Origin of the sequence: Mycobacterium sp. 2-64 (assembly GCF_035918375.1) — a bacterium.
Lineage (GTDB): Bacteria > Actinomycetota > Actinomycetes > Mycobacteriales > Mycobacteriaceae > Mycobacterium > Mycobacterium intracellulare.
This window is the reverse complement of record NZ_CP142361.1, coordinates 2,587,993-2,613,087: the sequence shown is the minus strand read 5'-3', so window position 1 is coordinate 2,613,087 and position 25,095 is coordinate 2,587,993. Positions and strand designations below refer to the sequence as shown.

General features: G+C 64.5%; 27 protein-coding genes. 16 read left to right on the top strand and 11 right to left on the bottom strand.

The window, feature by feature from the left end:
* The first annotated feature begins 196 nt into the window (after window positions 1–196).
* On the top strand, window positions 197–1,117 hold the full coding sequence (locus QGN31_RS12450; protein WP_041784995.1) for a TIGR03619 family F420-dependent LLM class oxidoreductase: 921 nt from the start codon (window positions 197–199) through the stop codon (window positions 1,115–1,117).
* A 24-nt stretch (window positions 1,118–1,141) separates the two neighbouring features.
* Here the strand turns inward: QGN31_RS12450 and QGN31_RS12445 are convergent, their stop codons facing one another.
* Entirely contained in the window at window positions 1,142–2,332 is a 1,191-nt protein-coding gene (locus tag QGN31_RS12445; protein ID WP_014384897.1) for a cytochrome P450, read from the bottom strand.
* A gap of 166 nt (window positions 2,333–2,498) precedes the next feature.
* Between QGN31_RS12445 and QGN31_RS12440 the strand changes: the two genes are divergently transcribed.
* Window positions 2,499–3,089, top strand: coding sequence for a TetR family transcriptional regulator (locus QGN31_RS12440; RefSeq protein ID WP_014384898.1), 591 nt, complete (start codon window positions 2,499–2,501; stop codon window positions 3,087–3,089).
* A gap of 6 nt (window positions 3,090–3,095) precedes the next feature.
* Here QGN31_RS12440 and QGN31_RS12435 read toward each other — a convergent pair whose 3' ends face one another.
* A complete protein-coding gene (locus QGN31_RS12435; protein ID WP_014384899.1) occupies window positions 3,096–4,136 on the bottom strand; it encodes a spirocyclase AveC family protein in 1,041 nt (346 codons plus the stop codon).
* 80 nt (window positions 4,137–4,216) lie between these two features.
* On the bottom strand, window positions 4,217–5,398 hold the full coding sequence (locus tag QGN31_RS12430) for a phosphotransferase (RefSeq protein ID WP_014384900.1): 1,182 nt from the start codon (window positions 5,396–5,398) through the stop codon (window positions 4,217–4,219).
* A 115-nt stretch (window positions 5,399–5,513) separates the two neighbouring features.
* Here QGN31_RS12430 and QGN31_RS12425 point away from each other — a divergent pair, with 115 nt between their 5' ends.
* Entirely contained in the window at window positions 5,514–6,428 is a 915-nt protein-coding gene (locus tag QGN31_RS12425; RefSeq protein WP_196771518.1) for a spirocyclase AveC family protein, read from the top strand.
* Between the two features lie 17 nt (window positions 6,429–6,445).
* Window positions 6,446–6,598: a DUF7156 family protein gene (locus QGN31_RS12420; protein ID WP_014384902.1), complete on the top strand. Its 153-nt coding sequence runs from the start codon at window positions 6,446–6,448 to the stop codon at window positions 6,596–6,598.
* Window positions 6,599–6,775: 177 nt separating this feature from the next.
* Here the strand turns inward: QGN31_RS12420 and QGN31_RS12415 are convergent, their stop codons facing one another.
* The 4 genes from QGN31_RS12415 to QGN31_RS12400 form a co-directional block, all read right to left on the bottom strand.
* The gene (locus QGN31_RS12415) at window positions 6,776–7,597 is read right to left on the bottom strand and encodes a mycofactocin-coupled SDR family oxidoreductase (RefSeq protein ID WP_014384903.1); all 822 of its coding nucleotides are present in this window, start codon (window positions 7,595–7,597) and stop codon (window positions 6,776–6,778) included.
* A complete protein-coding gene (locus tag QGN31_RS12410; protein ID WP_014384904.1) occupies window positions 7,597–8,436 on the bottom strand; it encodes an NAD(P)-dependent oxidoreductase in 840 nt (279 codons plus the stop codon). The genes QGN31_RS12415 and QGN31_RS12410 overlap by 1 nt, the downstream gene beginning before the upstream one ends.
* Before the next feature lie 296 nt (window positions 8,437–8,732).
* Window positions 8,733–9,950, bottom strand: coding sequence for an acyl-CoA dehydrogenase family protein (locus QGN31_RS12405; protein WP_014384906.1), 1,218 nt, complete (start codon window positions 9,948–9,950; stop codon window positions 8,733–8,735).
* Between the two features lies 1 nt (window position 9,951).
* Window positions 9,952–11,157, bottom strand: a complete 1,206-nt coding sequence (locus QGN31_RS12400) for a cytochrome P450 (RefSeq protein WP_014384907.1) — start codon at window positions 11,155–11,157, stop codon at window positions 9,952–9,954.
* 448 nt (window positions 11,158–11,605) lie between these two features.
* Between QGN31_RS12400 and QGN31_RS12395 the strand changes: the two genes are divergently transcribed.
* The 5 genes from QGN31_RS12395 to QGN31_RS12380 all read left to right on the top strand — a co-directional run bounded on the left by QGN31_RS12395 (window position 11,606) and on the right by QGN31_RS12380 (window position 14,869).
* Window positions 11,606–11,734 (top strand): hypothetical protein, encoded by a 129-nt coding sequence (locus QGN31_RS12395; protein WP_014384909.1) that lies wholly within the window; start codon window positions 11,606–11,608, stop codon window positions 11,732–11,734.
* Window positions 11,731–12,477, top strand: coding sequence for an alpha/beta fold hydrolase (locus QGN31_RS12390; RefSeq protein ID WP_014384910.1), 747 nt, complete (start codon window positions 11,731–11,733; stop codon window positions 12,475–12,477). The genes QGN31_RS12395 and QGN31_RS12390 overlap by 4 nt, the downstream gene beginning before the upstream one ends.
* A 50-nt stretch (window positions 12,478–12,527) precedes the next feature.
* Window positions 12,528–13,367, top strand: coding sequence for a thioesterase family protein (locus QGN31_RS12385; protein WP_041784998.1), 840 nt, complete (start codon window positions 12,528–12,530; stop codon window positions 13,365–13,367).
* 489 nt (window positions 13,368–13,856) lie between these two features.
* Window positions 13,857–13,952 carry a ferredoxin gene (locus tag QGN31_RS26350; protein WP_158023543.1) on the top strand — a complete coding sequence of 32 codons (96 nt, stop codon included), beginning with the start codon at window positions 13,857–13,859 and terminating at the stop codon, window positions 13,950–13,952.
* A gap of 5 nt (window positions 13,953–13,957) precedes the next feature.
* A complete protein-coding gene (locus QGN31_RS12380) occupies window positions 13,958–14,869 on the top strand; it encodes a 3-carboxyethylcatechol 2,3-dioxygenase (RefSeq protein ID WP_014384912.1) in 912 nt (303 codons plus the stop codon).
* Here the strand turns inward: QGN31_RS12380 and QGN31_RS12375 are convergent.
* The 3 genes from QGN31_RS12375 to QGN31_RS12365 are packed head-to-tail and all read right to left on the bottom strand — an operon-like array spanning window position 14,822 to window position 17,064.
* Window positions 14,822–16,162, bottom strand: a complete 1,341-nt coding sequence (locus QGN31_RS12375) for a TetR/AcrR family transcriptional regulator (RefSeq protein ID WP_014384913.1) — start codon at window positions 16,160–16,162, stop codon at window positions 14,822–14,824. The two genes, QGN31_RS12380 and QGN31_RS12375, sit on opposite strands and share 48 nt — an antisense overlap.
* A gap of 12 nt (window positions 16,163–16,174) precedes the next feature.
* A complete protein-coding gene (locus tag QGN31_RS12370; RefSeq protein ID WP_041784999.1) occupies window positions 16,175–16,630 on the bottom strand; it encodes a MaoC/PaaZ C-terminal domain-containing protein in 456 nt (151 codons plus the stop codon).
* On the bottom strand, window positions 16,627–17,064 hold the full coding sequence (locus QGN31_RS12365; protein ID WP_014384915.1) for an FAS1-like dehydratase domain-containing protein: 438 nt from the start codon (window positions 17,062–17,064) through the stop codon (window positions 16,627–16,629). The genes QGN31_RS12370 and QGN31_RS12365 overlap by 4 nt, the downstream gene beginning before the upstream one ends.
* A 79-nt stretch (window positions 17,065–17,143) precedes the next feature.
* On the opposite strand from QGN31_RS12365, the gene QGN31_RS12360 reads away from it, so the two are divergent.
* The 3 genes from QGN31_RS12360 to QGN31_RS12350 all read left to right on the top strand — a co-directional run bounded on the left by QGN31_RS12360 (window position 17,144) and on the right by QGN31_RS12350 (window position 20,409).
* Entirely contained in the window at window positions 17,144–18,607 is a 1,464-nt protein-coding gene (locus tag QGN31_RS12360; RefSeq protein ID WP_014384916.1) for an aldehyde dehydrogenase, read from the top strand.
* 25 nt (window positions 18,608–18,632) lie between these two features.
* Window positions 18,633–19,766, top strand: coding sequence for a Zn-dependent alcohol dehydrogenase (locus QGN31_RS12355; protein ID WP_041785616.1), 1,134 nt, complete (start codon window positions 18,633–18,635; stop codon window positions 19,764–19,766).
* Window positions 19,767–19,833: 67 nt separating this feature from the next.
* The gene (locus QGN31_RS12350; protein ID WP_169716664.1) at window positions 19,834–20,409 is read left to right on the top strand and encodes a cysteine hydrolase; all 576 of its coding nucleotides are present in this window, start codon (window positions 19,834–19,836) and stop codon (window positions 20,407–20,409) included.
* A 5-nt stretch (window positions 20,410–20,414) separates the two neighbouring features.
* On the opposite strand, the gene QGN31_RS12345 is transcribed toward QGN31_RS12350, so the two are convergent.
* Window positions 20,415–21,497 carry a Gfo/Idh/MocA family protein gene (locus QGN31_RS12345; protein WP_326544704.1) on the bottom strand — a complete coding sequence of 361 codons (1,083 nt, stop codon included), beginning with the start codon at window positions 21,495–21,497 and terminating at the stop codon, window positions 20,415–20,417.
* 168 nt (window positions 21,498–21,665) lie between these two features.
* Here QGN31_RS12345 and QGN31_RS12340 point away from each other — a divergent pair, with 168 nt between their 5' ends.
* Genes QGN31_RS12340 through QGN31_RS12325 form a run of 4 tightly spaced genes read left to right on the top strand, consistent with a single transcriptional unit; the run spans window position 21,666 to window position 25,091 of the window.
* Complete coding sequence (locus tag QGN31_RS12340; protein WP_041785000.1) at window positions 21,666–22,940, top strand: cytochrome P450; 1,275 nt, start codon at window positions 21,666–21,668, stop codon at window positions 22,938–22,940.
* Entirely contained in the window at window positions 22,937–23,740 is an 804-nt protein-coding gene (locus tag QGN31_RS12335) for an enoyl-CoA hydratase/isomerase family protein (protein WP_014384921.1), read from the top strand. Before QGN31_RS12340 ends, QGN31_RS12335 begins: the two co-directional genes overlap by 4 nt.
* Window positions 23,737–24,171: a Zn-ribbon domain-containing OB-fold protein gene (locus tag QGN31_RS12330; protein ID WP_139826540.1), complete on the top strand. Its 435-nt coding sequence runs from the start codon at window positions 23,737–23,739 to the stop codon at window positions 24,169–24,171. The genes QGN31_RS12335 and QGN31_RS12330 overlap by 4 nt, the downstream gene beginning before the upstream one ends.
* Window positions 24,168–25,091: an SDR family NAD(P)-dependent oxidoreductase gene (locus tag QGN31_RS12325; protein WP_326544703.1), complete on the top strand. Its 924-nt coding sequence runs from the start codon at window positions 24,168–24,170 to the stop codon at window positions 25,089–25,091. The genes QGN31_RS12330 and QGN31_RS12325 overlap by 4 nt, the downstream gene beginning before the upstream one ends.
* Window positions 25,092–25,095: the final 4 nt, after the last annotated feature.

Below are 25,095 nucleotides of genomic sequence, written 5' to 3'. Positions count from 1 at the left end.
TTGACAGTAGGCTGTCGTATCCGCATACGAGTATCGCATCAGACTAGCTGCTGTGTCAGCAGATTTGAATCTACGGACGCGGCAGCCCCGTGCTTGACGGGCGACAGTAGACTGTCATAATGAGCGAGTCGCTCGGCCTGGCGTCGGATCATTCAGTCAACGCTCCGCCAACGGGCATGAAATCGGAAGGTGCCAGATGAGATTCGCCGTGTACCTACCCAACTGCATGCATGTCGCAGCGATCACGCAGCCGTGGGAACACCAGCTCACCGGCGCTGATATCGCGCGAGCTGCCCAACGCGCCGAGCAGCTGGGCTATTCGATGGTGTTCCTGCCCGAACACTTCCTCACCCCGACGGGTCATGTGGAGTTGTCCGGGGACCACTACTTTGACGCCACCACTGCCCAGGCCTTCGTCGCGGGCGCAACTTCGACGATCACCATTGGGTCGATGGTCACGATTTTGCCGTTGCACAACCCGATCATCGCCGCGAAACAGATCGCAACGTTCGATTGGCTCAGTGGCGGTCGGGCCCAGACCACTGTCGGTGTCGGTTGGCTCAAGGAGGAGTATGACGCGATCGGCGTTCCCTTCTCCCAGCGTGGCCGTATAGCGGACGAGTGTCTTGAGGCGATGTTCGAGTTGTGGCACAGCGATTCGCCAAGCTTCGACGGCGACTTCGTCAAGTTCGACGACATCGCATTCGGGCCCAAACCAATCTCCAAACCCCACCCGACAGTGTGGATGGGTGGGGACGCCGACGCGGTGCTGCGCCGCGCGGCTCGGTTCGGCAACGGCTGGGCGCCATGGCTGACCAAGCCCGACGAACTGCCCGCCAAGATGGACTACCTACGCTCGCAGCCCGGGTTCGACGACCGGCCGTTCTCCCTGTTCTACAGCCTTGCGGTGCTGTCGATCGGTCAGGAGCACGCCGTCGTCGACGACCCCAATGCCCATTTTGGCCAGAGCGCCCAGCAGGTCATCGACAACTGCAACATGCTGGCCGAGCGTGGCGTGACGGACACCTGGGTCAACCCGCCCGCGTTGGACGGGTTGAATGCCTACCTCGACCACATGCAGTGGGTGGCTGAGGAAATCATCCCGAAGGTCGGATGAGGCTTCGCGCCACGACCGTCAGATTTACTGACCCCGCGATGACGGCTTGATGTTCAGCGGAACCGATTGCAGCGACATCGTCCCAGTCGGCCACGGCATCTGTGGCGGCTTGCCTTGAGCCAGAGTGTATTCGGGTATGCGGGAGTGCCATTCCTCGAGGATGAGTCGGAGTTCGAGACGCGCCAGATGCGAACCCAGACACCGGTGCGGTCCACGTCCGAACGCGAAGTGCACAACCTTGCTGTCGAGATGAACCTCATCGGCTTCCTGATACCGCCGCGGATCACGATCGGCGCTGCCATAACTGAGCATGACCGTGGTGTCCTTCGGCACGACCCTGCCCGCCACCTCGACCTCCTCGGTGGTGACACGTGGTGCGAAAGGAACAGGTCCGTCGACGCGCAACATATCCTCGATGAACGCGGGAATGAGCCCGAAGTCGTTCGCGATACGGCGGCGCATCTTGGTGTCGGCCGCGAGCCTGGCCAGAGAAAACCCCACCGCAGAGGTGACGGTGTCGAGCCCGGCCAGCACGAACATGAAACAGAGGCCGAGGATCTCGTTGTCGGACATGCCACCCTCGTCGGTGTCTTGTATCAGCTGGGTGAGCATGTCGTCGCCGGTCGAATCGGCGCGCCGCTCGGCGATGTGCTCGGTTAGATAGGTGAACAGTTCCAGCGCGTGAGCCATCACCTCCGGGGTCGCCTCGGTGCTACTCGGATCGGTGAATTGCAGAATCGCATCCTTCCACTGCACCAGCCGGTCGCGGTCCGCCATGGGTAGCCCGAACAGCGTCAAAAACACCTGGGAAGGAAACGGTGTGGCGAGATCGGGCACCACATCGCACTCGCCGCGCGCGACGATGGCGTCAATCAACTCCCCGGCCTGCCTGCGTAATTCGGACTCACGCTCAGCCATCTTCTTGGGGCTGAAGAACGGATCAAGCATTCGGCGGAACCGGGTGTGATCCGGCGGATCTATCGCGATCGGTACCAGCGGGACCGGGCTTCCCAGGCGGTCGAAAGCTTTTGCCGATGAAAAGATCTCAGGTCGCTTGGCCGCGAACTCGACGGCCTCGGCGCTGGTGAGCACGACCTCTTCGCCAGAACTCACCGCCTCGCCGGCCTCCCGCAGTTCCCGCCACGCGCGCGTGCGGTCCTCCGTGAAGGGCAGATCGTTGATGTTCAGCGTTCCGGTGATGCCGAGCTCGGTCATTGAGACCAGGTCCTCTCTGCCCGCGCCGGTTAGCGCTCAAATTTCACTATGACAGTGCACTGTCATATATTGGAAGTATCGTTGGTATCACAACGAGTGTCAACGATGTGCCGGCACCCAGAGTCGTTGTACTGTCGAGACACCCAGACTTGAAAGGGGATGGCGGATGGCCCGGGGCGATCGATCACCGCGGGACGCGCATGCGGACCGGATCCGCAATGCTCTGCTGAATTCGGCCCTGAACCTGTTCAGCACCAACGGTTACGACGAGACCACCACGGACCAGATCGCCGAGAGCGTGGGCGTTTCGCCGAGAACCTTCTTCCGCTACTTCCCGACCAAGGAGTCGGTGCTTTTCTTCGGCGAGTACGACTTCATCGACGCCGTGAGCGGTGTCTACCTCGCTCAACCGGACAAGGTGTCAGATTTCGAGGCGTTGGCGAATTCCTTCGCGTTGCTGGCGCCCGGCCTCAAGCGCATCCGTAAAAGGATCGGTCAGTACCACGACGCTGTCGCGTCGTCGCTCGTGCTGCTAGGCCGCGAGCGGAAAAACCATGAGGCCAACGCCGAGACCGTCGCCAAGGTGATCGCCGAGCGACGCCGATTGCCGGCACCCGACACCGAATGCCGGCTCTTGGCGGCCGTCGGCATGCTGCTGGTCGAGCGGGCCCTCAACCAGTGGTTGTCGACACCGGGCCGCTCGCTCGAGGACCTGATCCGCCAGGAGTTCGCCGCTCTGCCCGCGGTGCTGAAGTAGCGCGACCTAGCGATCGCCGAAACGGGTGCCGTCGGGACAGTGTCGAGGTGTGCCTGGTCCGCAAAACTGCGTGCGCAGATAGCTGGGGTAGGTCTGGGTAGGCCCGGCGTAGAAGCCGGCGAGGTTCACCGGCACGTCGTACACACCTATTGCCACCGCGTGCAGAAACCCGGTCACCGCGAGCGCCCTCAGCAGTCCTCTGACCCGTGGTCCGGCCCACCGCAGCGTCTCCACACCCGCCTCCACCCGGACCTGGCCGGCGCGGTTGCGAAAGAACATCAGCGCTCCGCTGGAGCTGAGCACCAGCGACCACAGGAGGGGTCCGTAGAGCGGTATCTGCATCGTCTGACCCGCCCAGAGCGTGACGCCGGGAATCGACGCCGGATAGCCGAGCAGGCCGTGGCGCACCGCAAAGATCTCGAGCGGAAACTCGATGACGTACACCGCAAGCCAACCGGTGCAGAACGTGCGGACGGGCCCCAGCATCGGCCACCGGTGCCGCGCTCGCCCCATGGTCCATCGGGCGATCGAGCCCATAGCCAGCGGCATCCAGATGTAGATCATTCCGATCATCAGCACCGGCTCGGCCATCAATCGACCGTCCGGGCTGAGCCAGCCGGGGATGTTTTGCGTCCAGTTACCGAAGTTGACCAGGCCGGCGTTGTAGAACAGCACCGGCTGAAACCAGTTGATCAGGGGGTCGTGCCACCATGCGATCGCCGATCCGATCACGATGGCGGCTTCGACGCAGAGTTGACGTTCGCGCAGGCTTTTGCGGACGACGTAGCCGATGGCGACCAGAGCGAGTAGCGGGCAGACAATCTGGAAGACCGCGATCGCGACCTGGGTGCCGCCCGGGATCGGATCAGGACCCGGACCCACCGGTAATGCGTTCCCCGCGATGATCCATGACGCGTAGACGTAGGCGGCAACGACGACGCACACGGCGCCGACACTCGACCAGAACAGCACTGGCCGAATCGTCTTGATCTGCGGGGGCTCGACGGCCGATGGCTCTGTCCGGCTAGAGGACTTCAGATCCGTCACTTGGTAGCTCCTTCGGCACGTCCTAACCAAAGATGACAGTTCACTGTCATAGAGTCAACGTCCGGCATCGAGCCGGGCTGCTAACGGTACAGCCGGTTTATCAGCGCGGCGGTGTCGAGATCCTCGACGGCCGTGCAGGCCCGCCGGAAGGCAGCGACGGAATTCTGCTGTGCCTGCAGACCCGGCCAATTGATCGTCATCGCTGTCGCATCCCAGGCTTCGGCGGCGAAAAGGCGGTACAAGTCGAACGCGGTGTCGAAGGCCGGTACGTCCTTCACTCCGTAAGCACGCAGACCCTGCAGGTATCGCTCGATGAGATCGCGCTCCGCAGCGCGACGCATCTCCGGCTCCAGCCCGGTGGTCATCCAGTAGGACACCTCCCGCAGTCCCGGCCCCCGCCAAACCACTTGCCAGTCAAGAAGTCCGGACCGTCCGTCAGCCCAAGCGAAGGTGTTGCCCAGATGCGAGTCGCCGTGCAAGAGGGTCAACGGCCCCGACTCGAACTCCCGGTAATAGGCATCGGCATGCGTGTCGAGAGCCGCCGCGACAGCCCGCACGGCAGGCGTTACCTCGGGACGCTCCCGGCGAAGTGCCCCGCGGCGGCCTCGCGAGTAGAACATCTTCAACACGCCGTATCCCGGCCGGGTGCTCCACGTTCGAACCCACGACAGATCCCCTACCAACCGCGGGCTCTCCCAAAATCGGGCATGCAAAGTCGCAAAGACGTCGATCAGTCCCTGCGCGTGGCCGATGTCGCACCTGTCGGCCAATGCGTACGGCCGACCGCCGGCGCCAACGATATCCTCGAGAACGATCAGGAATCGCGCTCCGACCCCCGCACGCGCATACCAGGAGCGCGGGGTGACTCCGGCGAGTTCGTCGGCGGCCTCGTTGTAGAAGCGTGCCTCGTTGACGGCCATCCCCAATGCCGCCACCATCGTGCGGTTCTTTGCAGACAGCGGGGTGCTCTTGAGAAACAGACGGTCGGGCAGTCCCGCTGTCCGACCCGAGTCGTTCCATTCAACCGCCAGGCGCCGACGGTCTGTCGTACCCGTTGTGCCGTCCAGCGGTGAAATCCGCTGCGCCACAGCACCCGGCGTCGTACTCGCCAGGTGCCTCGTCAACCATTCGGCCGTGACATCCGCCGCTGACGACGGGCCGGATCCGGGCAGCGTCGGCAAGACTGCGGCGACAAGCTCGCCCGCCGCGGTGAGATTCGCTGCCGCCGCGCTGGCACGATGCCGCAGCGTTCGAGTCGTCACGGAGCGGCACCCCCATTGCAGATTCAGGTGACAAACAACATGTAGTGAACTAGGTTACACATGTACCAAAAACGTGTTGGACTCCGCTCCAACACTTGCTCGTTGAGAGGCAACGATGCTGTCAGCCGCTTCGGATCTGGCACCACCCGCGACCGTCGAACCATCCGGCGTGTGGTTCTTCAACTGGGTCATCCCCATCGTCGGGAGCATCTTCATCGTGCTGGCAATAGCCGACGCGATTCGTCGCCGACGCCTGACCTGGGGGTTCCTGTTCCTCTTCAACAGCCTTGCGGTGTATTGGATGGAGACCATCGGCGACTGGGGCCAGATGCTCTTCTACAGTCCGTTGTTTGCACAACACCACGTGCTCGAGTGGCTGCCTGTCAAGACCCCACACGATCCGCTATTCATGCCGTTCGCCTACGCGGTGTACTGGGGCGTGCATGCGCTGCTGGTGCTGTGGCTCAGCCAATGGGTTTCCATCCGGTTCGGTTGGAGCATGCTCAAATCGATGGTGATACTTGCTATTCCGGTCAACTACGTCTGGGACTTCGTCGTCGAGGGCACGGCGACGGCGATGGGCTGGTGGACGTATGACCCCGGCATCGGGCCCGTGCTCCAATGGGGCAACGGCGGGCGCATCACATTGCTCTGGACGATCGGCATCATGTGTGTGTGGCCCAACTTGATCGCCTACTGGGCCGGCAAACCGCCGATACGTGGCCTCAACCACTTCGAGCGATTCTGCCGATTGGATCGATTCACCGTGCCGAAGGTCATTCCGCCTCCTCCCGGCGACACCGTCGCTGCCGGCTCGGTCGCCGTGGCCACCAAGCAGGTGCAACCGACCAAGCAGCATGAGTTCGACGCGTGGCTGAACTACGAGGTCACCATTCCGCGCTGGCGCTTCGAATTCCTGCGGCTCGGTGCCTGGTTCATCGTCTTCCAGGTCAGCTTCTTTGTGTTCCTTGTCGTTCCGCTCCTGGTGATGCGCGCGGCTACCGGCGCCGACAGCCCCTACGTTCCGTGATTTGAAGGGACCTCGATGTGAAAGAGCTGCCGGCGGAATTCTTCCTTCCGCCACAGAGCAACGCCGCCCTGTGGCGCGAGACCGTCAAACTGGTCGGAGGATCCTTAACTTTTCTCGTCGTTCTCGGCGTCATCGTTGCGCTCACTCAGGGCATCGTCATCGCGATGTGACGTCGCGGCAGGGGCCCGAACAGCTCCTGGGGCACACGATGGTGATCTGCGCCGCCTTGCCGACGAGCCTTAGTGCCCCTTACCGGCCAATCCGTTTGCTCCGCGGGTGACGACGAATACCTGTCACCACCGCGACCTCTGGGACGCGTCACCGAAGAAGAAAGTGAGGCGAAACGCTCAGAACTGCGCCATGCCCTGGTCGACCGACAAACGGGTGGCCGTTACGAAGCGCGACTCGTCAGAGGCCAGCCAACACACCGCGGCCGCAACGTCTTCCGGCTCGCAGGCCCACTGTGGAAGGAACGGCGTCCCCATGTTGTTGAGAGCGGGGTTGGTTTCGATCGCGGCAAACAGCGCGGCGATCATGTCCCCGCCCCCCATCGGCGTGTTGACCGGCCCGGGGTGCACGCTGTTGACCCTGATTTCGTGCTTGCCCAGCTCTGCGGCGAAGGCCCGGGCCATGCCTGTGACGGCATGCTTGCTGGCGGTGTAGTGCACCATGTAGGGCTGCACCTTCACCCCAGCATAGGAGCTGATCAGGATGATCGACCCGCCGCGGCCACCGTCGATGATCCGTTGCGCACCGGCCATCACGGTGTTCCACGTACCCGTCACATTGACGTCGATGATGTCGCGAAACGCTTCTGGGGTGATCTCGTTCCATGGCGACGGGATGCAGATCCCGGCGTTGGCCACGATGACGTCCAATCGCCCGTAGGCTTCGACGCCCTCGTTCACAGTGGTTCGTAGCGCGTCCAGATCGCGGATGTCCGTGGCGGTAGCCAAGATTCGGCTACCTTTCGCTTTGACCAACTCCACGGTCTCGGCGAGGTCGTCTGCGGTTGCCGATGGGTAACGCACTGATTCGGGCAACGGGCCGGCGAGGTCGACGGCGATGATGTCGGCCCCTTCTTCAGCCATCCGCACCGCGTGTGCGCGGCCCTGGCCCCTGGCGGCACCGGTGATGAATGCGACCTTGCCCGCGAGTCGACCCGTCATCAGGGTGTTGCTCCGGTCGCTGAGTCGACGGCGTCGAGCTCCAGCGGACCCTCCCGTACAGCGGTGCCCAGCAACCCGAGTTCCACGCCCGCCTCGGCGGCGGCCTCGCGGCATGCCGCGATGTCCTTGCGCAGGAACGGTCCGGCCAGCTCGGCGAACCGGTCCATCCCGCCGATGCGGTGGGCGTGGGCGGCCGCATGACTGTTGGCGCTACACACTCGCAGCGTGGACAACAGCACGTCGGAATCGACGCCCAGCTGGCCACCCAGTTGGGTTGCGGCTGCCAGGAGTTGGGCGTTGGCGGCGAACAACAGGTTGTTGATCAGCTTGAGCGCCAACGCGCTGCCCAGCACACCGGTCGGCACTACCGGGTCGGCGTAGGCGGCCAGGATCGGCGTCACGGCGGAGACCGCGTCCCCCGGTCCCCCGATCAGCACCGTCAACGTACCCGCGGCGATGTCGTCCGCGGTCCCGCTGACCGGGGCGTCGAGGATAATCGGCGCCGTGGGAGAACCGTCCGACAACGCCTCGAGCGTGGCCAGTGTGCCTGTCGTATGAGAGACGAACACCAAGCCCGGCTTCGCGTTGGCGATAAAACCGTCTGGCCCGACGCCGGTTTCGCGCAGCTGCGCGTCGGAGAACAGGCATGAGATGAGGAAGTCGCTGCCGCGCGCCAGGCCGGCCACCGAATCGGCGATCGCTGCACCCTTCGCCTCCAGTCGTTGGCGGGCCTCCTCGCGCCGGGCGTAGACCAGCACGTCGTGGCCGGCGCCGAGCAACCGCTCGACCATGGGTTCTCCGAGTTGTCCGGCGCCGAGGAATCCGACGGTATTGGTCATTGCTCTCCTCTAAGCGTCGGCGGATACGGCGCGGCGAGCGGCCACCGATCCTGGGGCGATCCACTGCGATGACGACGAACCCGGAGTCGCCAGGTGCTCGCCAAAGCTGTACCCGGGGTAGCCGTCGATGTCAATGTGCCAGTAGTGCTTGTCGTATGTACCCCCGGCGAGACAGAGCAGCACGCCACGCACGTCCGCAGGATGCTGAGGCAGAAACCGCCATGCCTCCTGAGTCAGTTCCTCATCGGACCCAACGCCTCTGGTGACGTCGAACGTCAACGAACGTCGCATGCACGCTAACCCGTCACATCTCGGCCGATCAGCTGTCGGGCTATCACCCACTGCAGCACTTCATTTGCGCCCTCGAAGATCTCGAGAATCTTCGCATCCCGGTAGAGCTCTTCGAGCCGGAACGTCTCACCCGTCTCCGACACCTTGCGAGCGAACCCATACCCGCCGTAGACCTGGATCGCGTCACGGGCCAGGTCGGCGGCCAGCCGGGTGGCGAACGACTTGGCCATCGACGCCTCAGGCTCGGCGTGACGCTCCCCGCTATCGACTCGCAGCGCCGCCTTTTGATACAAGTTTCGCGCGCACTCGAGCTCAGTGGCACGTTCGGCGAGCCGGTATTGCCAATGTTGCATCGCACCAAGGGGCTTGCCGAACACGTGGCGCGTGCGCATCCGCTCGACCGCCAGATCGAGGGCAGCCTGCGCGACGCCCACTCCAGCAGCGGCGATACCGATGCGGCCGTAGGTCAGCGTGGCAAGAGCGACCGACAATCCGTTGCCCGGCTCCCCCAGCACATTCGCGCGCGGGACGACGACTTGGTCGAAGACGATGTCCGCGGTGAGCTGGCCGCGGTGTCCCATCTTCAGGTCGGGCGTGCCGATTCTTATGCCGGGGCTGTTCTTCAGATCGATGGCGAGCATCGTCATGCCTCGCCCGCTGCGGCACAGCACCGCGACCCAGGCGGCCACTGGACTGTTGGTGATCCAGCGCTTTCGCCCGGTCACCACGAAGCCGTCGGAGGTCTCCTCGGCGACCGTCTGCATCGCCTCGACGGACAAATCGCTGCTGGCATCGGGTTCGGTTGTGGCGAAGGCGAAGACGAGGTCACCGCTGACGAGTCCAGGAACGAGCTTTGCCTGCAACTCGCTCGAGCCGAACGACAACGCCTTTGGCGCCAGGATGCACTGGCCGTCGTACACGCCCGCCATGCTGCTGCTGTGATAGGCGATCTCCTCGGTCGCCGTGCAGGTACCGAGCAAGGGGTACTGCAGGCCACGGCCGAATTTCGGGCCGAACGGGATCGCGAAGACGCCCTCGTCGGCAAGTCCGCGAAAAGCCTTCCATGGAAAGCTGTCCGCGGTCTCTTCGCGCTGGCCTATCTGAGCGGCGTGGGGTGCGACGGCCTTCTCGACGGCGAGTCGGACTTCTGCTCGCAGTTCGACGATTTCCGCGGGAAGCCCGATGTCGTGCCAGATCCTGTCCTGTGCGCGTGGCAGGCTCACGTCACTGCCACGTCAGGTTCAATGAATCCACGCCGAACACCTGTCCGCCGTGTTCGATGGGTTGCCCGGCGACTTCGTAGTCTGGAATGCGCTTGTGCCACTCCTGCAGAACCACCACCAGCTCCTGGCGGGCGAGGTGCGAACCCAGACACCGGTGCGGCCCACCGCCGAAGGACAGGTGACGCGTAACGCCGCGGTCGAGGTCAACCTTGCGGGCATCAGGGTAGGCCGCCTTGTCGCGTCCGGCGAAGGCAAGCGGGAACGCCGCCATGTCGCCGGCCTTAACAGGGCATCCATGAAAGTCCATGTCCTGCGTTGCCTTTCGGGCTGTTTGCACGATCGGATAGACCCGTAGCAGCTCCTCAACCGCCCTTGGGATGAGCTCGGGTTGGGCGACGATCCTGGCACGGTCGGCAGGATGGGTGGCCAAGTGCAGCATGGCGTAGGAGAGCTGATTGGACACCGTGTCGAGCCCGGCCATGAACAGCAGTAGCAGACAGTTCAGCAGCTCGAGGTCGTTGATCGGCTGGCCGTCGATGGTCCAGTCAATCGCCTTGCTGACGATGTCGTCAGCCTGCGGATCACGATCCTCCCGGCGCTGTTGAATCAGACCGGAGAAGTAGCCCATCACCTGCTGCATGCCCTCGAAACGGGCGGCGTTCACCTCCTCGCCTACGCCGCTCTGATGCAGAATTTTGTCTTCCCACGCCATGAACTGCTCGAGGTCCTCGACGGGCATGCCCATGATCGTCAGGAACACCGTGGACGGGAATACACGCGAGATCCGTTCGACGAAGTCGCATCTACCCTCGCCGACGACCTGCTCGATCAGTCCGGCGGCGAGGCTCTCCTGCGCATCGCGCAGGCCCTTGACGCGTCCGGGCGAGAAGTACTCTGCCAGCACATGACGCCACTTGGCGTGGTCGGGCGGATCGATCATGATAGGAATCCACTTGTAGGGCGGTTCCGGTTCGGTCGGCACGATGACGCTGCTGGACCAGAGCTCCGGGTGCTGGAGTCCATCCAGGATCACCGAGTTGTCTGTGAACACCCAGTACTCCGCCCCCGCCTCGCTGTTGCGAAAGACCGGGCCGCCCGCGTCCTGACACTCGTCCAGCCGCCGGAAGTGCGTCAGCGCGGGACTACCGGCCGTGTTCATCTCCAACTCTTTGACGGGACAGACTGCGCTGGGCTGACTCTCGATCATGTCGTCCTTCTGTGCTGCCGTGCTCGAGGGGACACCTGGTCCGTGGTGGGAACCCGTCGACGTGCCCTCCGCTGAGCGGTGTGGCAGCCAGCTGACTGCCAGATTCAACTGGGTGTCGCCGGGCCAGCGGCACCCGACGCATAGAACTAGGTTAACTATGTTACCGTCCGGTGCACAAGCCCCGAGCTTGTTCGTCTACTGGCGCTGCACACACGAGTTGAATTCCACCTTCATTTTGATGCGCGAAGGCACCATAATCAGCTATACATTTATATGTTCCCCACGACTACACAAGCTCGTAACCCGGTAAAGACGTTGTGTGATGCATCCGAGGTGTCGCCGGATCGAATTTTGAGGAGCGTCCCTGATCGAGCAGACCGACCTGGCCACCGTCGAATTTCGCGTCGATGACCATCTGGCGACCGCGGCGCTGAACCGTCCCGAGCGGGTGAACGGCTTCACCCGGCAGACGGCGGCCGCCATCGCCGCCCGCGACGACATGTCCAACGCCCACATCGGCAACGCGGGTGCCAATCCCGATTCGCTCAACAACAAGAAGCGACCACGAACGCGGTGACAAAGACGCCACTCCCCGATCTCGTCCTCGTCCACGGCGGTGAGCATGCCGGTGATTGCTGGAATCTCGTCGTCGCCGAATTGCACCGCCAGGCACCGGAACTGCGCACCCTGGCCGTGGATCTCCCCGGCCGCGGCCGCACGCCCGGAGACCTCGCATCTGCCACCATCGCCAAATGGGTCGACTCCGTCGTGGCGGACATCGAGCGGGAGGGGTTTGGCGACATCGTAATCGTCGGCCACTCGATGGCCGGGGTGACGGTGCCCGGTGTCGTCACCAAACTCGGGTCCTCCCGGGTGCGGGAGATGATCCTGGCCGCCGCGTTCGTACCGCCGCAGGGCCTGTCCATCGCGGACACGTTGCGCGGTCCATTGGCCGTCTTCGCGCGGCAGGCCGCGAAGGGCGGCCGACCGATGAAGATTCCACGCCTCGTATCCCGATATGCGTTCTGCAACGGCATGACTCGCAAACAACGTCGACTTACGATGGCGCTGCTGTCTGCCGAGTCGCCGAAGATCCCCGGCGAGCCGGTAGATCGCAGCGAAATGCCCGACGACGTGCCGCGCACCTGGATACTGACTACTCGCGACCGAGCGCTCTCACAGGCGTCGCAGCACGCCAGCATGGCCGCGCTCGGCGGCGTGCAGGAGGTCATCCCGATCGCTGCCTGCCACGAATTGATGTTCAGCCACCCGGAGCGGCTGGCGGAGATCCTCCTCGCCCGATGCCGACTGCGGAGCTGAAATCATTTGCGGCGCCGGGCGACCGCGCGACGAGAGGTATCGAAAATAATATGACCGTGGACTCGGCCGGCACTATGCCCACGTGCTTCTTCGTCACCAACGGCCCAGACTATGTGCCAACTCCTTTAGCGAGAGGGCCGTGGGGTCCTTCCCTGAGTGGCAACTACATCGGTGGACTACTCGGGCGTGCGGTCGAGCAACAAGTCGATGACATCGATCTGCAACCCGCCCGGCTGACGGTGGACCTACTCAGGCCAGTGGCACTGCAGGCCGTACAGGTGCATTCGTCGGTGGTGCGCGACGGCCGCAGACTTCGGCTGGTCGACGCGGTCATGACTCAGAACGACGCCACCGTGGCACGGGCCAGTGCTCTGTACCTGCGTCGCAGTGAGTTGGCCATGGACAAGGTGTGGACGTGGCCCGTTGCGATGCCTGCAGTCCCCGCCGAGCCCGACGTCGTGCCCGACGACCTGCCCCTCTTGTTGCATTCGTACGGTCGCGACCCGGTTGCTGGCACTCCCGGTGTCGGCGTCACCGAGTGGAGACACAACGGGCAGAAGTTCGCGTGGGTTCGGGAGACGAAGACGCTCGTCGATGACGAGCCGCTGTCACCCTTCACTCGCGCAGTCATGGCCGGTGACCTCACCAGTTCCCTAACCCACTGGGGCATTGCGGGACTGCAGTTCATCAACGCCGACTACACGATCTCGCTCAGTCGCTTGCCGAAAGGCGTCTACATCGGACTGGCATCGGTAACGCACTACGACCATGAGGGCGTTGCCACCGGCGTCGCGACGTTGTTCGACGAAGAGGGGCCCATCGGCAGCGGGCTGGCCACGGCGTTGGCGAATGACGGGTTCTCGCCGCCGATGTCGATGGTGTCGACTTGACTCGCGCGCGTTCCCTTCTGTGTGGGAACTGCCGAGGTTGTTCTTGCGTGGATGGTCAATCCGTTGTCGGCGACACGCGTCCCCGATCCAAGGGGAAGTTCACTGTCACAACGCCAAGGGTATGGCGATGTCTGACAATGATGTCACAACATCTCCCAGCGGTATTTCGCAATATTTTCCGCGAGCACGCGCTATTTCGCGCAAGGATCTCTGGGGCGATGATGCAGGGAGTTGTCTATATCTGACGGTGATGGCACACTTTGGGGAGTAGCCAGGTCACAGTTTTCCCACAGGGTGCGCGCGGATAGGAATCGAGGTTGGGATTGACCACCGACGAACTTCCCAAGGTTTCCACCGACCTTCCGCAAGTCCCGGGGCAGGCGGTGCCGCTTGAGCGCAAGGATCGACGCCGATAGGTGCATGGGCCATGGCATGTGTTTATACATTGGCGCCCAACGTATTCGAGTATGACGACGCGGGTATCACCACGTGATTGGAGATGGTGAGGTGCCGCCGGAGCACCCAGATGAAGCACGCAACGGTGCCGCGAACTGCCCTGAGGGCGCGATATCCGGGGCGGGCTGACTCCGATGACTTCGAGTCGATTGGTGGTCTGCGCGAGCCACAGCCCCGGCAAGGAGCGCGACGTCGAGAAGGCGTTCGGGTCCGAATTTCGCTCCGCCCTGGCGACCGCTGCCGATGCGGTGAACAGCTTCGACCCCGACATCGTCATCGTGTTCGGTGGCGATCACCGTCGCGCATTCACCACTGTGGTACCCACGTTCGGGGTTGCACTGTCCGCTTCGATCATCGCGGAGGGCGGCCATCCCGCAGGCGAACTGGCGGTGCCGGCGGCGTTGGCACGCGCGCTGTGCGAGCACTTGCTCAGTGAGGCATTCGACGTCGCGGTTTGTCGCGACGTCAAACTGGACCATGCTTTCGCACAGCCGATTCGGGATCTGTTGGGCACACTACATGCCAAGCCTGTCATTCCGATTGCGGTGAATTGCGCAACAGCCCCGCTGCCGACCGGTCGGCGAGTCGCCGACTTCGGCGCGGCGGTCGGGCGTTTCCTCGACACGGTGAATCAGCGGGTGCTGCTCATCGGCACCGGCGGTCTGTCCCATTCGCCACCAAGCCTAGAAGTCGACACGTACCAACTCAGCGACGACGAACGGGCGCGAATCATCGCTGCGGGAATGGCAGATGCGCGCAACAAGATACGGCCGGACTGGGATGCCGAGGTGCTGCAGGCGATGTCGACCTGGGACGCCGCGACGCTGATTCGACTCGTGGACTCCGCGCACACGCGGGCAGGTGCCGGCGCCAACGAGGTCAGGACCTGGGTCGCCGCCGGTGCCGCCGGTGGCGGTAGGCCAGTCAACCCTCTGGCCTACGAGCCGGTTCCGGAATGGATCACAGGGATGGCCGTCGCCGCGTCCGCCCCCGGTGCGTTAGGTCGTGTGACCGAAGAACCCGCGCTGAAGACAGCTGATCAATAGCTCGACCAGACCGTCACCGTCAATGGGCTCCGGCAGATCCAACGCCGCCTGCGGCACCCGGGTGACGAGCGCGCGCAAGATCAGCGCCGAAACCAATGGATCGAACGGGTATGGACCAGGTCGACGAATCAGCATTCTCGCCGCGCCGAGGTCCATCAGGACCTGGCCGTGCTCACCGATGCCGACGATCGTTGGGTCGTCGGTGGCAGCCTCCGCCCACGCCTCGATGCAGCCGGAATACCGGTCGTAGAACTCGACGTAGGTGGCTAGCCAGTGTCGCAGAGTCGGCCCTTCCGTGATTGGGTCGACGTGCGAAATTCTATCTGCGAAAGCCTTTCCGGCCCCGTAGATCTCAGCCGCCACGGCGGCGAGCAGATCCTGCTTGTCACTGAAGTACTTGTAAAACGTGCCTCGCGCGACGTCGGCGGCCTCCACGATGTCGTCGACGCTGGTGCTGCGGTAGCCGCGAGCGCGGAACTGAGCCGCACCGGCTTCGGCCAGCGCCGTGACCGTGGCGACGGCCCGCTTGCTGAGACTGGCGGTGCGTTCGCTGATCGAAAGTCCCTCGACCGTCGGTTCGTCTGGCAGCTCGACGGCGTCCACGTCTGCGGCCGGGTTGGTGCTGCCATGTAGCCGCAGCGAGGTCAACACCGCAGGCGGCGTGTCGGGGAACAACATCAGCTGCAGGAAGACCGAGAGCGTGTCGACCGCATCTTTCGCAGTACGGCCGTAGGCGCGGTTGGTGTGCACGAACAGGTTGATGCGGTGCACGAGTGCGGTCATCGTCATGGCCGCCACTTCCTGGTCGAGGCCTCGCAGGCCCGACGCGCCGAGCCGCTCGGCGACGCGGTGGTTGTAGCTGCGCACGAATCGGGTGATCTCCGGGCGCACCTTGGTGTCCGAGGAGGCGATGGCCGTCCACTGCACGAACATCGTGGAGTACTTGTCGAATACCCAGCTCCACTCTCCGAGCCACCAGTTCAGGTTGTCGAATCCCACCTCGTCCGGCCCGAGCGGCCCGATGCGGCGAGCCACTCGGAACAACGCGCTCCCGCATTCATTGAGCAACTCAAGGAAGATCTCGTCCTTGCCCTTGAAGTACTGGTACAGGGTGGCCCGGGACACTCCGGCACCTTTGGCGATCGCATCGACGGAGGTGTCGAAGTACCCGAGTCGGCCGAACAACTCCAGGGAAACCTCGGTGATCTTGCTCCTCGTACTGGCCCCGCGGGCACCGATGGCGGGGCTGGACGGGCCGTAACTGGCCCGGCGGACGATCGAGGCTTCGGACATGATCGGTTAAGCCTATGGCCGATCCGCGTTCGACGTGGCACTCGGTGGCGCGTTTCGCGGTATGAGGAATTGTGCGGAACCGGTGATTGCGACCCCGCCGGTCTGGCGGGTGACGGTCAACTCGACAGACAGGCGGTCAGCGTCCCCCTCCTCGCAGATCTCGGTGACGGTCCCCGCGCACGTCAGTACGTCACCCGGCCAGACCTGTTCGCGGAATCTGACCCCGAAACGGCGCACGTTGCCCGCGCCCATCCAATCGGTCGCAAATCCCGCGAGCAGCGCTGCCGAGAACATTCCCTGCGCGAACACCGACGGGTATCCGGCGGACCGCGCGAGTTCGTCGTCGTAATGCATGGGGTTCAGGTCCCCGGACGCCCCCGCATAGCGGACGAACATCTGACGGGTGAGCGGACCGAATTCGCGTGGTGGGGCCTCCGCGCCGACCCGCAAGGCAGTTGCGGCCGTCACTTCTCGGCCGCCGTTTCGATGAACGTCGCCTTCGCCTCGGCAACCAATGCTCCTGCGGCATCCCGGTATTCGGTTACTACAGTGGCGAAGCGCATCGTGCCGCCGCGCTTACCCGGCTTTTCGAACCGGTCGACCACCCGCTCCTGAGCGGTGAGCACGTCGCCCGCAGCGGGCAGGTCGCCATAGAAGGCGTACTCCTGTTCGCCGTGTAGCAGGCGCTTGCGGTCGAAGCCCACGCTGACCCGCACACCGGGCGGCGCCCACCGGGCGGCGCTGGTGAGGAACGTGGGCGGAATGATCGCGTCGGGGCCGCGGTAGGCAGGCTCGTCGCTCAGCATGGCCTCGGCGAACTCGGCGATCTTGCCGCGCTCGACGACGACCTCCCAGGGCTGTCCGTGGCCCAGATCGGCGTCGCCTTCGGACGGTGCAGTCATAGTGACCAATAGTGTCAGAAAAAGTACCGGAAGGAAACCGATAGGGCGTCTACAGCACAAATGAGCCGCTTGTCGAAAGATGACATTGGTGCCAGAATCGGTCTTCATGGTCGAGTTGGCGGCAAGCTACGTCGCAGGCAAATGGATCACGGGTGCCCCCGCCGAGACGATCGACGTGACGTCCCCGGCCAGCGGCGAGGTGCTGGGGACCGTCAGTGTCGCCGGGCGAGACGACGTCGACGCCGCCGTTGCAGCCGCTCGCGCTGCCCTGCCCGCATGGGCCGCCACCTCTCCCGCCGAGCGCGGCGCCGCACTCGGCCGGTTGGCCGATGCGCTCGAGGCGCGCAAGGGTGAACTGGCCGACCTGACGACCGCCGAGATCGGATCACCGCGATCCTGGAGCACCTTCGGTCAGGTGATCACCGCCGTCGGCGTGCTAAAGGCCTATGCCTCCATCACCGCCGACTATCCCTTCTTCGCCACCCGTCCCTCGATGACGGGCGGGACGGTCGAGGTGCGCCACGTACCCGTCGGGGTGGTCGGCGCGATCGTGCCATGGAACACGCCGTTGTTCATCGCCGCGTTGAAGCTCGGCCCCGCACTGGCCGCAGGGTGCACGGTGGTCTTGAAACCGGCACCCGACGCACCGCTGGAATTCGCCGCGCTGACCGACGCGATCGAACAGGCCGGAATCCCCGACGGCGTGGTCAACGTCGTGAACGGCGGTGCCGCCACGGGCGAGCTGCTCACCGAGCATCCGGGAGTCGACAAGGTCAGCTTCACCGGATCGACGGCAGTGGGTGCGCGGATCGCCGCGTCGTGCGGGTCTCGCATCCGCCGATACAGCCTCGAACTGGGTGGTAAGTCCGCGGCCATCGTCCTGCCCGACGCGGAGCTGGAGAGCGCGGTGCCCGGATTGGTCAGCGGCGTGATGGGAAACAATGGCCAGCTCTGCGCGGCCCTGACGCGAATCCTGTTGCCGCGCAGCCGCTACGGCGAATACGTGACGGCGTTGACCGATGCGGTCGCCGGCCTCACCGTAGGAGATCCGGCCGACCGGTCCACCGACATCGGACCGGTGATCAACGAGGCGGCTCGCGACAAGGCGGAGGGCTTCCTGCGGCGTGCGCGAGAAGAGGGCGCCACGATCCTGGTGGGCGGCGAACGGCCGGACCGCCCAGGCTGGTACGTCGCCCCGGCGCTCGTCGCGGCGACCAACGACATGGAGATCGCCCGCGAGGAGGTCTTTGGTCCGGTCGCGGTCGTCATCGCCTATGACGACGTTGGCGACGATACCGCCGCCGAAGCGGTTGCCATCGCCAACGACTCTCGCTACGGACTTGTCGGTGCGGTGTGGTCGTCCGACGCGGCGCGTGCTTCGGCGGTTGCGACACGGCTCGAGGTCGGATCGGTGGCCGTCAACTCGACAGCCGTGCTGGACTTCGCCAGCCCGTTCGGCGGGTTCAAGCAATCCGGCATCGGCCGCGAAGGCGGTCCCGAGGGCATCGCCGGCTTCATCGAATATCAGGCCATCATCCGTTGAGGACAGAAAGGGCGTGCCCATGAGCATGCAGACCCAGGCGGCGGTCCTGTACGAGCGCAACACGCCGTGGACGATCGAGACCATCGAGCTCGACGCGCCGAAGGCGACCGAGGTACTGGTCGAACTTCATGCATCAGGTATGTGCCATTCCGACGACCACCTCGTCACTGGTGACATGCCGATCGCCCTGCCCTGCATCGGTGGGCACGAGGGTGCCGGCGTGGTCAAGGCCGTCGGCGATCATGTGTCGTGGCTCGCTCCTGGCGACCACGTGGTGTTCAGCTTCATTCCATCCTGCGGCCGGTGCCCGTCGTGTTCGACCGGTCATCAGAGCCTGTGCGATCTTGGCGCAAAGATCTACTCCGGCATGCAGATTCACGACGGAACCGCCCGCCACCATATCGGCGACAAGGACCTCGCGTTAGCCTGCGGCGTCGGTTCGTTCTCGCATCACACCGTGGTCCACGAGGCGAGCTGCGTCAAGATCCCGGAGCACTACCGACTCGACCTCGCCTGCCTGCTCGGCTGCGGCTTCATCACCGGATGGGGATCGGCGGTGTACGCCGCCGACGTACGGCCGGGAGACACCGTGGCCGTCGCCGGCGTCGGCGGCATAGGCGCAGCGGCGGTCCAGGGCGCCCGGCTCGCGGGTGCGCGCACCATAACCGTGATCGACCCGTCGGAGTACAAGCGGGAAGAAGCGGCGAAGATGGGTGCGACCCACACGGTGGCGGACTGGCAGGAAGCGAAAGCCGTTGTCGCCGAGGCCACCTGGAACCGCGGCGTGGACAAGTTCATCTGCGCGATGGGCGTCGGCGACGGCCAGCTGGTCGGCCAGGCCCTCGCGATGACGGCCAAGCGGGGCAGGCTGGTGGTCACCAACATCCATCCGATGTTGGAGCGCGAGATCCGGGCCAATTTGATGGACCTGACACTGACCGAGAAGCAGATCATCGGAACGCTGTACGGCTCGGGCAATCCGCGCGCCGACATCCCCAAGATTCTCGAGTTGTACAGCGCCGGCCAGGTGGACCTCGACACCATGGTCACCCGAACGTATCCATTGGAGAAGGTCAACGACGGCTACGCCGACATGCACGCGGGAGCCAACATCCGCGGCGTCCTGCTCTACCCGCCGGCGGAGCCGTCAGCGGGCTGACCGCGGTACGCGCATGCAATTGTCTGACCTGATCCCCCGCCGAGGCACGGCCGTCATCATTTCCGAGATGCAGCGCGGCATCGTCGGCGACCTGGCGCCAGAGGCAATGCGTGAGCTCTCGGGTGCGGTCGCTGCCGCGCGACTACCAACGAGGCTAGCTGAATTCTGCGCCCAGGCACGCGAACTCGACGTACCGGTCATTCATGCCACCCTGCAGTTCCGGGCCAATCACGTCGGCGTCCGGATCAATACTCCGCTACTGGCCGCGACGCTCGGACACGACGCAAGCTACATGGCGGAGGGCAGTCCCGCGGCCGAGATCATCGCTGAATTGGCGCCCTTAGAACCCGACGTCGTGCATGCGCGCCGACATGGCATGTCCGCCTTTACCGGCACCGACCTCGACGCCATCCTGCGCAGCCTCGACATCGAGTCGCTCGTGATCGGCGGGGTGTCGGTGAACGAGGCAATCATCGGCATGGCCATCGAGGCGGTCAATCTCGGGTACCGCGTCGCCGTGCTCAGCGACGGAGTATCAGGGCTCCCAGCGGAATTCGTCGACGCCATGCTCCGCCATTCGCTCCGGCTACTCGGTCCCACACCGACGACCCGGGACGTGATGACCGCCTGGCACAACTGCTAGGGGCCTCAGGCCTGTACGGGCTCCCAGCCGCCACCCTCGGAGGAGCGGCGCGCGGCGTCGATCACTGCGAGTGACAGCAGTCCATCCTCGAAGGTGGCAGCTTCGCTCGGACCCCCGTCGAACGCGGGCAGCCAGTCCTGCAGCATCAGCGCCATCGCCCGGCTGGCATGGCCCGCCAGCCCGTCGGGGAGCCGCTCGGGATGCGCAGGCTCGCGGTCGTCGACGGTCAGCGGCCTCAGCCCGTCGTCAGCCGCGGCGCCGAGACGATATGCCGCAGAGCGTAAATCGCCGTCACCGATGATCGTGCCGTCGGAGCCGAAGAGTTCCAGTCGGTAGTGGTCGGCGTGGGCGCCCATCACCGAAACACTCAGGACAGCGGTCACCCCGGACTCCATGCGCATCAGCAGCGCCGCGGTGTCGTCGGCGGTGACGCGCAGCGTCCCACCATCGGGCAGCTCACGAGTGGGGTCACTGGTGCGCACCTCCGCGCACACCGACACCGGCCGACCGAGCAAGCTGCACAGGAAGTCAAGATCGTGCACCAACATGCCTGCCAGGTATCCGCCGCCCTGCTCACGGTCGTACATCCAGTGAGCCTGCAGGGGATGGCTCGGGTGCCAATACGATGCGCTGCGGCTCACGCGCGCGAGGTACTGCGTGCCCAGGAAGCCGGAACGCACCCGGTCCGCGACGGCCAACCAGTCTGGGTTCCACCGGTTCTCGAAGCAACAGGCGGTGGGCACGTTGGCCTCGGCGGCGGCGCGCACCATGTCACGCGCCGCATCCAGGTCACCGGCAAGCGGCTTCTCGCACAGCACGGGCTTACCTGCGGCCAGCGCGGCCAGCGTCATGTCGTGGTGCAGGGTCGTCGGCGTCGCGATCGAGATGACGTCGAGGTCGTCTCGCGTAACGAACGACTTCCAATCGATCGAGGTCTCTTCGATGCCAAGCTTGGTGGCCACCCGTGCGAGGCGCTCCGGAGTGCGTGCGCAGAGTGCCACGGGCTCGAAACCCTTGGCCGCCCGGAATCCCGGCACCTGCACATGGGCACCCCAGCCGACGCCGATGATGCCGACCCGTAATGTCATCTGCACTCCCCAATCTTGCCGTCGGCCCGGCTCGGTGCGCCCGGACCCAGTAGTGACGCTAATGTTAGATGACTCCTGTGTTCAAGAGTGCGATTCGAAGTCAACCGCTTATATCGGCCGGTACTGCGACGTTGCCTAAAAGTGACATGAGTGCCAGAATCGGATGCTGTGAGCGCGACGGACATCGATGAGCAGCACTTCGCCCCGCTGGTCGACCTGCAATGGTGGCAGGAGCGGCCTGGCGACCGGACGGAGCTGTACCGACGCCTCCGCGAGGCTGGGGGCCCGGTGTTCGTCCGTACCAACCGTCCCGGCTCCCCGCGCGTGCGCGGATTCTGGGCGGTCGGATCGCACCGCGATGTCATTGCCATCAGCCGTCGCCCCGCCGAGTTCGCTTCCGGGCAGGGCACCCAGATTTTCGACCAGACCGCCGAAATGCGCGAATACCGGGGCTCGATCATCGACATGGACGATCCCGAACACCAACGGCTCCGCAAGATCGTCTCGAGGGGCTTCAGTCCCCGGATCCTGTCCGAACTCCGCGGCCAGGTGCAGGAGACCACCGCCGAGATCCTCGAGGAGATGCCGCGCTCGGGCGAGTGCGATTTCGTCTCATCGTTCGCCACCCTGCTGCCGCTGCGCATCATCGACAACATGCTCGGTGTGCCGCGCGAGCACGAGCGGTTCATCCTGCGCGCCACAAACGTCGTGCTCGGCGCATCGGACCCCGAATATGTTCCCGACCAGACCGTGTCCGGCATCGAGAAGGCGGTGACCGAGACGAGCGAGCGACTCATCGAACTGCTGAAGGGCATCGCCGAAGATCGCATAACCAATCCCCGTGACGATGTGATCAGCAAGCTGGTCACCTCAGACGAGGAGAACCTGACCCCGCAGGAGTTGGCCAAGTTTTTCATCCTGCTGATCGGCGCGGGCAATGAGACCACGCGCAACGCGCTCACCCATGGCCTGCTGATCCTGAGCGAGCACCCCGACCAACGCGACAGGCTGCTGGCCAACTACGAAGAGCTGGCGCCGACAGCCATCGAAGAGATTCTGCGGTATGCCAGTCCGGTGATCCACATGCGCCGCACCGTGACCCGCGACGGGGTGACGCTCACCAATGAGGATGGCCAGGTCACCCATACGTTCAACGCGGGCGACAAAGTTGTCATGTGGTATCCCGCCGCCAATCGGGACCCCGCGGTCTTCGCCCGACCCGAAATCTTCGATATTGCTCGAAAACCCAACAACCACATTGCCTTCGGTGGTCCGGGTCCGCACTATTGCCTGGGCGCTCACCTGGCCCGCCTCGAGTTGAATGTGGCCTTCGACATGCTCTATGCGCGATACCCCGACATCACGGCGGCAGGTGAGCCAGTCATGCTGAGGTCGAATTTCGTCAACGGCATCAAACATCTGAAGGCGACCTACACACCGTGAGCACACCCCAAACGGTCCTGTCGGACATCTCCGACGGAGTCATGACCATCACCCTGAACCGGCCGGAGGCTGCCAACGCGGTCCGGCCCGACGACAGGGACGCGCTCATCGCGCTGTTGTCCACCGCCGACGGCGACGAGAAGGTGCGCGTCGTGGTGCTGCGCGCCAACGGCAAACACTTCTGCTCCGGCGCTGATGTGGGTTCGCTGGCCGATCGGCGCGCGCAGGGTGAGAAACGCGTGATGGAGCCCATGCGGCGCATCATGAACGGGGCCCAGAAGTTGGTGGCGTGTGTCCTGGACTGCAACAAGCCGGTGATCGCCGCGGTGCACGGGGCCGCAACCGGGCTTGGGGCGCATGTCGTCTACGCCTCCGATCTAGTGATTGCCACCGAAAACGCCTACTTCGCAGAGTCTTTCGTCAAACGCGGGCTCGTCGTCGACGGCGGTGGGTGCTACCTGCTACCTCGCCGCATCGGCATGCAGAAGGCTAAGGAAATGGCGTTCTTCGGCGAACGACTCACGGCCTCTGAGGCGTTGGGGCTGGGGCTGGTGAACCGGGTGGTGAGCGTCGAGAACTTCGATTCCACCGTCGCCGACTTCGCGGGACGGCTGGCCGGCGCGCCGACCAGTGCCATCGCGTTCACCAAGCGGCTTCTCAACGACTCCCCCGACACCGACCGGCCTGGCGCGTTCGTCGCGGAGGCGATGGCGCAGGAACTCCAGTCGTACTCGCACGACTCCAAAGAGGGCGTGCAGGCGTTCGTCGAGAAGCGTCCGACCGAGTTCACCGGGTGGTGACGGCCGTGGCAAGGGCAGATATTCCGACGATCGACGCCGCAAGTGCTTCATACTGGGAGGCGGCTCGGCAAGGTCGACTGCTGATCACCGAATGCGCGGCCTGCGGCAAGGTCCACCACTACCCGCGACCGTTCTGTCCGCACTGCTGGAGCGAGGATGTCCACCCCGTTCAGGCCAGCGGATTCGGAACGCTCTACACGTATTCGACTGTGTACGTGAATGATCTGCCCCCCTTCAAGGAGCGGCTGCCTTACGTAGCTGCGATCGTCGAACTGGACGAGGGGCCACGGCTCATGACGACGATCGACGGCGTCGAGCCGGATCGGCTGCGGGTCGGGATGCCGGTCACGGCGTTGTTTCGTGCGGTCGACGAGGACGATCCCGAAAGTCCCTACCTTACGGTGTTCACACCTAGCGAGGAGAACCAGTGACAGGACTACTCGAGGGCAAGGTCGCCCTGGTGACCGGCGCAGGCCATGGCATCGGCCGCGGTCACGCGCTTGAGCTGGCCAAGCACGGCGCCACCGTGATCGTCAATGATCTCGGCACCAGTCTGTCCGGTGAAGGCACCGGAAAAGTTGCCGACGAGGTGGTGGCCATTATCGAAAGCCGGGGCGGGAAAGCGGTTTCCGACTTCAGCGACGTGGGCGACGAGGAGCAGGTCGACCTCGCGGTGGAGCGGGCTTACTCGCAGCTCGGCCGCCTCGACATCGTCGTCAACAACGCGGGCATCGTGCGCGACAAGGCGATCTGGAACATGAGCGTCGACGACTTCGACCTCGTGATGCGGGTGCACGTCCGCGGCAGCTGGCTCACCAGCCGCGCCGTTGCCCGCAAATGGCGTGCGGAATCCAAGGCATCAGGCGGAAAGGTGTACGGACGCATCATCAATACCACCTCCGGAGCAGGCTTGCACGGTCACTTCGGACAGACCAACTACAGCACCGCGAAGTCGGCGATCGTGGGATTGACCCAGACGCTGAGCCTCGAGTTGGCGTCGATCGGCGCTACCGTGAACGCGATCAGCCCGGGCGGACGCACCCGGATGTCGGCGTCGATGCCAGGAGCGCAGGCGCCCATCGAACCCGACGAACGATCGGACGACGAGTTCGATCCCAAGGATCCGTCGCTCGGCTCCCCGGTGGTGGCCTGGCTGGCCAGCCCGGAGGCCGGACACGTCAGCGGTCAGGTGATTCGGGCCATGGGTGAACACCTTCAGCTGCTCAAAGGCTGGCATCCGGCAGCATCGGCATCTAACGGCCAGAAGCGCTGGGACGCAGGCAAACTCGGCGCCATCATGGCTACCGAGATATTCGGCACACGCAACACAGGACTACGACGCGGAGGTTAACGAC